Source organism: Limimaricola litoreus, from assembly GCF_024159025.1.
GTDB lineage: Bacteria > Pseudomonadota > Alphaproteobacteria > Rhodobacterales > Rhodobacteraceae > Limimaricola > Limimaricola litoreus.
In genome coordinates this window covers 23550-31690 of record NZ_JAMYXC010000190.1, presented here as the reverse complement: position 1 = coordinate 31690, position 8141 = coordinate 23550, and the positions used below count along the sequence as shown (strand labels likewise).

Annotated in this window: 8 protein-coding genes and 1 pseudogene; 4 read left to right on the top strand and 5 right to left on the bottom strand. The window is 69.7% G+C overall.

Features of this window, described 5'->3' with window-relative positions; translation table 11 throughout:
* Nucleotides 1-661 (top strand): annotated as a pseudogene (locus NHG85_RS12245) (hypothetical protein); the annotation flags it as partial.
* Between the two features lie 4 nt (nucleotides 662-665).
* Here the strand turns inward: NHG85_RS12245 and NHG85_RS12240 are convergent.
* Entirely contained in the window at nucleotides 666-2114 is a 1449-nt protein-coding gene (locus NHG85_RS12240) for a cobyric acid synthase (RefSeq protein WP_253332749.1), read from the bottom strand.
* 71 nt (nucleotides 2115-2185) lie between these two features.
* Between NHG85_RS12240 and NHG85_RS12235 the strand changes: the two genes are divergently transcribed.
* A complete protein-coding gene (locus NHG85_RS12235; protein WP_253332748.1) occupies nucleotides 2186-2755 on the top strand; it encodes a cobalamin biosynthesis protein CobQ in 570 nt (189 codons plus the stop codon).
* Between the two features lie 58 nt (nucleotides 2756-2813).
* On the opposite strand, the gene NHG85_RS12230 is transcribed toward NHG85_RS12235, so the two are convergent.
* The gene (locus tag NHG85_RS12230) at nucleotides 2814-3137 is read right to left on the bottom strand and encodes a DUF6280 family protein (RefSeq protein ID WP_026147324.1); all 324 of its coding nucleotides are present in this window, start codon (nucleotides 3135-3137) and stop codon (nucleotides 2814-2816) included.
* A gap of 242 nt (nucleotides 3138-3379) precedes the next feature.
* Here NHG85_RS12230 and efp point away from each other — a divergent pair, with 242 nt between their 5' ends.
* The gene (efp, locus tag NHG85_RS12225) at nucleotides 3380-3943 is read left to right on the top strand and encodes an elongation factor P (protein WP_253332746.1); all 564 of its coding nucleotides are present in this window, start codon (nucleotides 3380-3382) and stop codon (nucleotides 3941-3943) included.
* A 93-nt stretch (nucleotides 3944-4036) separates the two neighbouring features.
* The gene (locus NHG85_RS12220; protein WP_253332744.1) at nucleotides 4037-4864 is read left to right on the top strand and encodes an inositol monophosphatase family protein; all 828 of its coding nucleotides are present in this window, start codon (nucleotides 4037-4039) and stop codon (nucleotides 4862-4864) included.
* On the opposite strand, the gene ygfZ is transcribed toward NHG85_RS12220, so the two are convergent.
* From ygfZ to NHG85_RS12205, 3 genes are read right to left on the bottom strand one after another with little or no spacing between them, the layout of a single operon-like run.
* Nucleotides 4861-5598, bottom strand: coding sequence for a CAF17-like 4Fe-4S cluster assembly/insertion protein YgfZ (gene ygfZ, locus NHG85_RS12215; protein WP_253332742.1), 738 nt, complete (start codon nucleotides 5596-5598; stop codon nucleotides 4861-4863). The two genes, NHG85_RS12220 and ygfZ, sit on opposite strands and share 4 nt — an antisense overlap.
* 31 nt (nucleotides 5599-5629) lie before the next feature.
* Nucleotides 5630-7423 (bottom strand): ABC transporter ATP-binding protein, encoded by a 1794-nt coding sequence (locus NHG85_RS12210; RefSeq protein WP_253332740.1) that lies wholly within the window; start codon nucleotides 7421-7423, stop codon nucleotides 5630-5632.
* Nucleotides 7420-8094, bottom strand: a complete 675-nt coding sequence (locus NHG85_RS12205; protein ID WP_253332738.1) for a tyrosine-protein phosphatase — start codon at nucleotides 8092-8094, stop codon at nucleotides 7420-7422. Before NHG85_RS12205 ends, NHG85_RS12210 begins: the two co-directional genes overlap by 4 nt.
* Nucleotides 8095-8141 lie beyond the last annotated feature (47 nt).

Below are 8141 nucleotides of genomic sequence, written 5' to 3'. Positions count from 1 at the left end.
ACCGCCCGCCGCCGAACCCCCGGCGCCCGCCCCCTTTCCACCCGCCGCGCGACGCGAAGCGGAGGCGGCGGCGCCCGACGATGATTTCGAGGCGCCCGAGCTGCCCCAGGCCGCGCCATCGCAGGAGTCGGGGCTCAGGTCGCGGCTCGAGGCGACCATCGCCGAGCTGGAATCGGCGATCACCCACCAGGTCGAGGAATGGGAGCCCGACGGCAGCGAACCGGCGCCGGTGATGGACTGGGCCAGTGCCCGGGCCGAGGACACGCCGTTCCTGAGCCGTCGCCACCCCCATGCGCAGGAGCGCGCGCCGCAGCGCGCGCAGGCCGCACCGGCCGGGGCTCCCGTGCCGGAAGCCCGCTTCCACGACGGGATGGACGAGGAGATGCCCCCGCAAGCCGAGCCCGCGGCACGGCCCGAGGCGGCAGAAGCGCCGATCCCGTCGGAGGACGTCGCGGCGTCCGTTTCCGAAAGCGCCGCGCCGCATGCCCCCGCCGAGACGGGGCAGGCGCCGATCGTCGACGAGGAGATGCTGCGCCGGATCGTCACCGAGGTTCTGCGCGAAGAGCTGCGCGGCCCGCTCGGCGACCGGATCACCAGCAATCTGCGCAAGCTGGTGCGCCGCGAGATCTTTCGCGCGCTGGCCAGCGACGAGGTCGACTGACCGCTCAAACCGGAGCGGCGAGCTCGAGCAGGCGGTCGATGTCGAGATGCCGTTCCAGATGCGCGGCCAGCGCGTCGAGCGTCTCCTCCACCTCCGCCTCGTAGCTGCCGCGCGACGCGCCGCCCAGCTCCGCCAGCACCTGCGCGCGGAAGCCATCATCCGAGAACAGCCCGTGCAGGTAGCAGCCGCGCACACGGCCATCGGGGTTGGTCGCGCCCTCGGGCTGGCCATTGATCTCGATCCAATGACGCGCCTCGTGATCGGGGCCCTCGGTCCGGCCGATATGAATCTCATAACCGCTGATCGCGCCACCGCTGCGCAGCTTCCCCTCGACCAGCCCGAGACGCTTCTCGGCGTGCATCACCGTCTCCACGTCGAGAAGGCCCAGCCCCGCGACGGTGGCGGGCGCGCCCTCGATGCCCTCGGGGTCGGCAATGCTGCGCCCCAGCATCTGGTAGCCGCCGCAGATGCCCATCACCCGGCCCCCGCGCCGCAGATGGGCCAGAAGGTCGATGTCCCAGCCCTCGGCACGAAAGGCGGCGAGATCGGCGATGGTCGATTTCGAGCCGGGGATCAGCACCAGGTCGGCGTCGCCGGGCAGGGGGCGTCCCGGCTCGATCATCACCACGCTGACGTCCGGCTCGGACGAGAGCGGGTCGAGATCGTCGAAATTGGAGATCCGGTTCAGCCGGGGCACGGCGATCTTCACCGGCCCGCCGGGGCGCGAGACGATCTCGGCGCTGTCCTCCGCCGGCAGGCGCCAGGCTTGCGCGAAATACGGCACGATGCCCAAGGGGGCCCAGCCGGTGCGTTCGGCGATGAAACCCATGCCATCGGCGAAGAGGCTGGCATCGCCGCGAAACTTGTTGACCGCAAAGCCGCGGATCAGCGCCGCATCCGCCCCATCGAGCACCGCGTGGCTGCCCACGAGCTGCGCAATGACGCCGCCCCGGTCGATATCGCCCAACAGCACGACCGGCACCCCCGCCGCCTGCGCGAAACCCATGTTGGCGATGTCGCCCGCGCGCAGGTTCACCTCCGCCGGGCTGCCCGCGCCCTCGACGATGACAAGGTCATGCGTAGAAGCGAGGCGATGAAAGCTTTCGAGCACGCGCGGCAGGAGCCTGGGCTTGAGCGCCGCGTAATCGCGCGCCTTGGCGGTGGTGAGTCTCTGGCCCTGCACCACCACCTGCGCGCCGGTCTCGCTTTCGGGCTTCAGCAGGACCGGATTCATGTCGGTTTGCGTGGCGATCCCGGCGGCGCGGGCCTGCAGCGCCTGCGCGCGGCCGATCTCGCCGCCATCCGCCGTCACGGCGGCGTTGTTCGACATGTTCTGCGGCTTGAAGGGCGCGACGGAGAGCCCGCGCCTGCGCATCGCCCGCGCCAGCCCCGCCACGATCATCGACTTGCCGACGTTCGAGCCCGCGCCCTGGATCATGATCGCCCGTGCCATGCGCATCCCCGCTGTCGCCCGTTCCCGCCCTGAGGTAGCTGTCTAGGGGTAGGACCAGCAAAGGAAAAGCGATGAACACGCCGGCGCATCTGATCTTCGGCGCGGCGGCCTTCGGGCGGCCGGGGCAGGGCCGCGTGACGGCGGCGGCGCTTTTGGGCGGTCTGGCACCCGACCTGTCGCTCTATCTCATGGTCGTTTGGGCCCGCTTCGTGGAAGAGGTGCCCGCGCGGGTCATCTTCTCGGAGTACTACTTTTCCGATGCCTGGATGGCGGTCTTCGCCATCGACAACTCGATCCCGATCTGGGGCGCGCTCATGGCGCTCGCGCTGTGGCGTCGCTGGCCGGTCCTCGTGGCCTTTGCCGGGGCGGGGCTGCTGCACCTCGCGCTCGACCTTCCCCTGCACGGGGCGGATGCGCGGCCCATGCTCTGGCCGCTGAGCGATTGGCGCTTCTCTTCCCCCTTCAGCTACTGGGACCGGAGCCACCATGCGGGGATCATCGGGCCGCTGGAGGCCGCCGCGTCGATCGCGCTCACCGGGTGGATGCTATGGCGGTTTCGCAGCCTTGCCATGCGCGCGGGGCTCGTGCTGCTGCTGGTGGCGGAGCTGGGCTCCTCGGGGATCTGGCGTTTCGTCTTCTGAAACGAAAAACGCGGCCCCCAGCGGGAGCCGCGCGTTTTTCCATGTCCTCGGGCCGCGATCAGGCGGCGCGGGACTCGAGCTCGGCGGCGTGGCGACGCTCGCTCTCCTCGCGCGACAGCGCGACCGAGGTGCGCACACCCTTGCCCACGAATTCCATCAGACCTGCAACGACCCGCTCGTTGGGGTCGATTCCGGCGCAGGACAGCACCTCGCGCCCATCGCGCGAGCGGGCCCAGCGGGCGATCTGCTCGGGCCCGTTGCCATATTTCTTGTCATCGGCGATGGCGTCATCCAGAGCGGCAAGGACGACGGCCGCGAAGAGCTTGCGGGCGCGGTTGCCCTGCTCGTTGTTGTAGGCGGTGCCGTCAACGAAATCCTTCATCATGCTTCCTTACGTTATTTTTGCTCTTGTCGCCAATGCGTCCCGGTGACTTACCGAATTCGCGCGTGATTCGATGCGCCGCAGTTGGAATGGCAGCCATGCGTGGGGTGCATGGCTCGGGCTTCGGCAACGTCGTGGAGCGGTGGCGGGCTTGGCTCAACTTGCTTATGATCGACCCGCGAGATATAGGCGGGGGCCAATTCCGATCAACCCATTGCCCCTTTTCCGCCACATGGACTGACATGCCCAAGATCAACGGTAACGAAATTCGCCCCGGCAACATCCTCGAGCACAACGGTGGCCTGTGGGCCGCCGTGAAGGTCGACCATGTCAAACCCGGCAAGGGCGGCGCATTCGCGCAGGTCGAGATGAAGAACCTGCGCAACGGCTCGAAGCTCAACGAGCGCTTCCGCTCCGCGGACAAGGTCGAGCGCGTGCGCCTCGAGCAGCGCGACCAGCAGTTCCTGTTCGAGACCGACGGCATGCTGACCTTCATGGATAGCGAGACCTACGACCAGATCGCGCTGCCCGCCGAGCTTCTGGGCGATCGCCGTCCCTTCCTGCAGGACGGCATGACCGTGCACATCGAATATTACGGCGAGGAGGCGCTCAACGTCTCGCTGCCGCAGAAGGTGACCTGCAGAATCGTCGAGACCGAGCCGGTGGTGAAGGGCCAGACCGCGGCCAACAGCTTCAAGCCGGCGCTCTTGGAAAACGGCGTGCGTGTGATGGTGCCGCCCTTCGTCGGTCAGGACGAGGAGATCGTCGTCAACACCGAGACCATGGAATACGCCGAGCGCGCCTGAGGGCTTGCCCCTCTCGCGGGGATCGCCAGACTGCGCCCGGGCGGGGCGGCCCCGAGCGGGCCGCCCTTTTTCTTGGCGGTGCGGGGTGCGGCGATGATCGGCAATGAAGAACTGACAGCGATCCTGAGGGACGCGGCGCGGGCGGAGATCCTGCCGCGCTTCAGGCGGCTGGAGCGCTCGGAGATCGCCGCCAAAGGCCGCCCGGACGATCTGGTGACCGAGGCCGACATCGCCGCCGAGGCCCGGATCACGGCGGCGCTGCGGGCACGCCTGCCCGGCGCGCTGATCCTGGGCGAGGAGGCCGTGGCCGATGATCCCGGCCTCCTGGCGGGGTTGGGCGAGGCCGACCGCTCGGCGATCATCGACCCGGTGGACGGCACGTGGAACTTCGCGCGCGGGCTCGCGCTCTTCGGCACGATCCTCGCGCTCGGCGCGCGCGGCCGTGTCACCCATGGCATTCTCTACGACCCGCTGCTCGACGACCGTGTCGAGGCGCGCGAGGAGGGACCTTGCGAGATGGTGACAGCGGATGGGACGCGGCGGCGCCTCGCCACCTCCGTGGAGACCGATCCCGCGCGTATGACCGCCTATCTTCCCCTGTCGCTCCTGCCGCGCGACAGGCAGGCGGCCATGGCCGCGACCTTCCCCCTCTTCGGACGGGCCATGGGCTTGCGCTGCTCATGCCACGAATACCGGCTGATCGCGCAGGGCCACGCGGAGATCGCGCTCGCGGCGGTGCTCAACCCGTGGGATCATGCCGCCGGGGCGCTGGCGGTGACGCGCGCGGGGGGCGTCGCGCGCATGCTCGACGGGGGCGACTACCATCTCGGGCTGGCGCCCGATGCGGGCTACCTGCTGACGGCGGCGAACGAGGGCGCCTGGCAGGCGGCGGCCGGGATCATCGGCCCGGCGCTGCTTTAATCGGCGCGCGTCACGCGGGCCGCGCCCGCCCGCATTTCGCCCTGCGCCCGGTCGAAGCGCAGCCAGGCGATGGCGCGGTTGCCGGCGCGGCTGTGCAGCGTGCCCACCGCCTTTTCTCCGGCGGTGATCGGCGTGCCCGGCTCCGCCGAGCCTTCGACCGCGACCCGGGCAAAGCCCTTGCGCAGCTCGGTCTTGTGCTTCATCCGCGCCGTGACCTCCTGACCGACATAGCAGCCCTTCTTGAAATCGACGCCGCCCATCCGTTCGAAGCCCGCTTCCAGGATGTAGGTCTCGGGCCCCAGCTCGCTGCCCCATTCGGGGATCAGATGCGCCACGCGGATCGCGGTCCAGTCCGAGCCGTCGTCGCCCGCATCCGCACCGTAGAGCCGCCAGCCGAGGTCGGGGTGGCGCGGGTCGGGCAGGGCGCCCTCGGGCGCGGGGCCGGTGCCGCGGAAGAGCTTCACATCGGCCTGCGAAAGCGTCACGTCGGCGCGCAGCTTGTACATCGAGAGCCGCTGGAACAGCTGCGGCGCCACATCCGTGGCGACGTCGATCAGGATGCGATCCGGCTCTCCCTTGAGGAAGAAATCCGCGATGAGCTTGCCCTGCGGCGTCAGCAGCGCGGCATAGGCGAGGCCCCCCTTCGCCCGCGCGATGTCATTGGTGACGAGCCCTTGCAGGAACTCGTCTCGGTCGGCGCCGGTGACGGCGATGATGCTGCGGTCTTGTGTCATGGCCCCTACATAGGCATGGCGGCGGCCCGCGTCAGCCCGTCTCGGCGTCGCGGAACTGCAACGCGTGAAGATCGGCATAGATGCCTCCGCGCGCCAGAAGCTCGGCATGGCTGCCCTGGTCCACCACCTCGCCCTGGTCCATCACCACGATGCTGTCGGCGCCCTGCACGGTCGAGAGCCGATGCGCGATCACCAGCGTGGTGCGCCCCTGCGACAGCCGCTCCAGCGCCTGCTGCACCACGGCTTCGGACTTGGTGTCGAGCGCGCTCGTCGCCTCGTCGAGCAGGAGCACGGGCGTGTCGCGCAGCAGCGCGCGGGCAATGGCCACGCGCTGGCGCTGCCCGCCCGAAAGCGCCGATCCCCGCGGGCCCGCGGGGCTGTCGAGGCCGTTGGGCAGGCGCGGCAGGAAATCCGAGACATGCGCGGCGTCGAGCACCTCCCTGAGCCGCGCCTCGCTGACGTCCGTGCGGCCCAGAAGGATGTTGTCGCGCACCGTCTCGTCGAACAGCAGCGCATCCTGCGACACGACCGAGATCAGCCCGCGCAGGTCTTCGAGCCTGAGCGCCCGCGTCGGCACGCCGCCGATGGTGATCTCGCCCGATTGCGGATCGACCAGCCGGGCGAGCAGGTTGAACACGGTGCTCTTGCCCGCGCCCGAGGCCCCGACCAGCGCCGTCGTCCGCCCGGCGGCGGCGGTGAAACTCGCGCCGCGCAGCACCGGCAGCTCGCCATAGGACAGATGCACCTGATCGAGCCGGATTTCGGGCGCGCCGTCGGGCGCGCCCTGCGGGCGGGCGGGCGAGGTGAGCGAGGGCCTGGCCCTGAAGATCCCCCGGAGCCGCTCGAGGCTGGCCGCCGCCGTCTGCCATTGACCCGAGATGTTGCCCAGCCGCCGCAGCGGCTCGAAGGCGAGGCTCATGGCGGTGAAGAAGGCCATGAACTGGCCCACCGACTTGTCGCCCTCGATGATCTCGGCGCCGCCGTAGAACAGCACGCCGAGAAACCCCAGACCGGTCATGATGTCGATCATCGCCGGGATGGCGGCCTGCCCCGAAGAGGCGCGGATCTCGGCGCGCACTCGCGCGTCGATCAGCCGGCCATAGCGCTCGGACTGGTAGGATTCGAGCGCGTTGAGCTTGATCGGGGCGATGCCGTGGAACACCTCGTCGAGCCGGGTCGACATGCGCGCCGCGATCTCGCGCGAGCTGCGCGAGCGGCGGCGGACGTATTTCTGCGCGATCAGCGAGGGCAGGACCAGAACCGGGATGCCGACCAGCGCCACCAGCGTCCAGCGCCAGTCGACCGAGAGTGCTACCGAAAACAGCGCGACCACCGAAGTGAGATCGCGCCCCGCACCGGTCACGAGGCTGGCCCAGACCTGGTTGATCGCCGTGACGTCGCCCTGCACCCGCTCGATGAGATAGCCCGGCGGGTGGGTCTGATGCCAGCCGCCGTCGAGCCGCATCAGATGCGACAGCAGATCCGAGCGCAGCGCCGCGGCGCTGCGTTCGCGGATCATGGTCATGATCACCCGCTGGCCCGTCGAGGTGACGGCGCGCACGATGAAGATGCCCATCACCACCACGCCGACGATCCACAGCGCATCGGTGCGGCCCGCAACGAAGACCTCGTCGAACATCGGCTTCATCATCGAGGCGAAGAGACCCAGCGAGCCGCCCTCGATCGCCATCAGCACCATGGCGACGATGAGCCAGCGCCAGTGCTTCGAGAGGTAGCTGCGCCACAGCCACAAGAACAGCCCGCGCCCGTCGGGCTGCGCGGGGGCGGGATCGGCGTCGGCGGGTGGGCGCAAGGCGGCGGTCACGCCCTGGTCCGCCCGGCTTCGAAGCCGCGCTGCGCGGCCTCGGCGTCGTATTCGGTGGCGATCCAGTCCTCAATGCCGATCGGGCCCCGCGCCAGCCGCGCCTCGTAGAGATCGAGGATGTGATCGAGCACGCCGGTGCGCGAGCGGCGGAAATGCAGGAAGCGCGCGTGCAGCTGACGGCGGGCCTCCTCGATCGGATGCCCCTCGGCCAGCAGGTGCAGCGCCGAGGCGAAGCCCGCGCGATCCGCCCCCGACTTGCAATGCATCACCACCGGGCGCTCGGCCTCGCGCAACAGCGCGAAGAGCCGCAGGATCTGCTCCGGCGGGGCGGCGCGGCGGGCGGAAAGCTGGGTCGAGACCAGCCGCAGGCCCAGCGCGCGGCAGCTTTCGGCCTCGAAGAGGTAGCGCGGATGCGGGCCTTCGCCGCGCAGGTTGATGACGGTGCGGATGCCGATCTTGGCCATCTTCTCGAACCGCCCGTGGGTGGGCTGGTTGGAGCGGAACACGCCCAGGCTGACGAGGTGGAAATTGGTCCACCAGTAGCGCAGGATCGCATGGTCGAGGATCAGGTAGCTGGCCAACGCCCGCCGCCGCGATCCGGCGTCGGCGATGTCGTGATGGCGCATGCGCGCGCGCCGTTCCCATGCTTTCAGCCCGTCGAGAAGTTTCATCGCTCGTCCCCGCCTATGGCCATCGCGTCATCCGGGCTTTGCATAAG